Here is a 1,666-nt window from a genome sequence, read left to right as displayed (position 1 = left end):
CCGATCAGGTCTTAACCATCGTGTTCGAGATGGGAACGGGTGTGTCCCCTGACCGCATCGCCACCAGAAATATCTGAGTTTTGATAACTCAACAATAGACAACATTCTTCCTTACTTCTTCTTCCTTAGAAAGGAGGTGATCCAGCCGCACCTTCCGATACGGCTACCTTGTTACGACTTCACCCCAGTTATCGGTCCCACCTTCGGCAGCTCCCTCCTTACGGTTGGGTCACTGACTTCGGGCGTTACCAACTCCCATGGTGTGACGGGCGGTGTGTACAAGACCCGGGAACGTATTCACCGCGACATGCTGATTCGCGATTACTAGCGATTCCAGCTTCATGTAGTCGAGTTGCAGACTACAATCCGAACTGAGACGTTATTTTTGAGATTTGCTTACCCTCGCAGGCTCGCTTCCCTTTGTTTACGCCATTGTAGCACGTGTGTAGCCCTGCTCATAAGGGGCATGATGATTTGACGTCATCCCCACCTTCCTCCAGGTTATCCCTGGCAGTCTCTCCAGAGTGCCCATCCAAAATGCTGGCTACTGAAGATAAGGGTTGCGCTCGTTGCGGGACTTAACCCAACATCTCACGACACGAGCTGACGACAACCATGCACCACCTGTCACCGGTGTTCCGAAGAAAAGGCGTCATTACACGCCGGTCACCGGGATGTCAAGAGCAGGTAAGGTTCTTCGCGTTGCTTCGAATTAAACCACATGCTCCACCGCTTGTGCGGGTCCCCGTCAATTCCTTTGAGTTTCATTCTTGCGAACGTACTCCCCAGGTGGACTACTTATTGCGTTTGCTGCGGCACCGAAGAGCTTTGCTCCCCGACACCTAGTAGTCATCGTTTACGGCGTGGACTACCAGGGTATCTAATCCTGTTTGCTCCCCACGCTTTCGAGCCTCAACGTCAGTCATCGTCCAGTAAGCCGCCTTCGCCACTGGTGTTCCTCCCAATATCTACGCATTTCACCGCTACACTGGGAATTCCACTTACCTCTCCGACACTCTAGCTGCATAGTTTCCAAAGCAGTCCCGGGGTTGAGCCCCGGGCTTTCACTTCAGACTTACACAGCCGTCTACGCTCCCTTTACACCCAGTAAATCCGGATAACGCTTGCACCATACGTATTACCGCGGCTGCTGGCACGTATTTAGCCGGTGCTTCTTAGTCAGGTACCGTCATTTTCTTCCCTGCTGATAGAGCTTTACATACCGAAATACTTCTTCGCTCACGCGGCGTCGCTGCATCAGGGTTTCCCCCATTGTGCAATATTCCCCACTGCTGCCTCCCGTAGGAGTTTGGGCCGTGTCTCAGTCCCAATGTGGCCGGTCACCCTCTCAGGTCGGCTACTGATCGTTGGCTTGGTAGGCCGTTACCCCACCAACTACCTAATCAGACGCGGGTCCATCTCATACCACCGGAGTTTTTCCCACTGAGCCATGCGGCTCCGTGGTCTTATGCGGTATTAGCAGTCATTTCTAACTGTTATCCCCCTTAAGTGCTTCGTTCGACTTGCATGTGTTAAGCACGCCGCCAGCGTTCATCCTGAGCCAGGATCAAACTCTCGTTAAAAATGTTTGTATCCGGGTCAGAATCGCTTGGCAATTCTGTTCCTGTTTACTGTTCTGGTTCGACATCTTTCGATGTCCGTTCTT

The 1,666-nt window shown here is 52.3% G+C and carries 1 rRNA gene; it reads right to left on the bottom strand.

The features are described from left to right. Positions 1-129: 129 nt before the first annotated feature. Positions 130-1,583, bottom strand: a 16S ribosomal RNA gene (locus PG766_RS03810). Positions 1,584-1,666 lie beyond the last annotated feature (83 nt).

Source organism: Coprococcus sp. LG101-27 (genome assembly GCF_027695515.1).
Classification (GTDB): domain Bacteria; phylum Bacillota; class Clostridia; order Lachnospirales; family Lachnospiraceae; genus Allocoprococcus; species Allocoprococcus comes.
The sequence above is the reverse complement of the archived record's forward strand: the minus strand, read 5'-3'. Positions and strand labels throughout refer to the sequence as shown.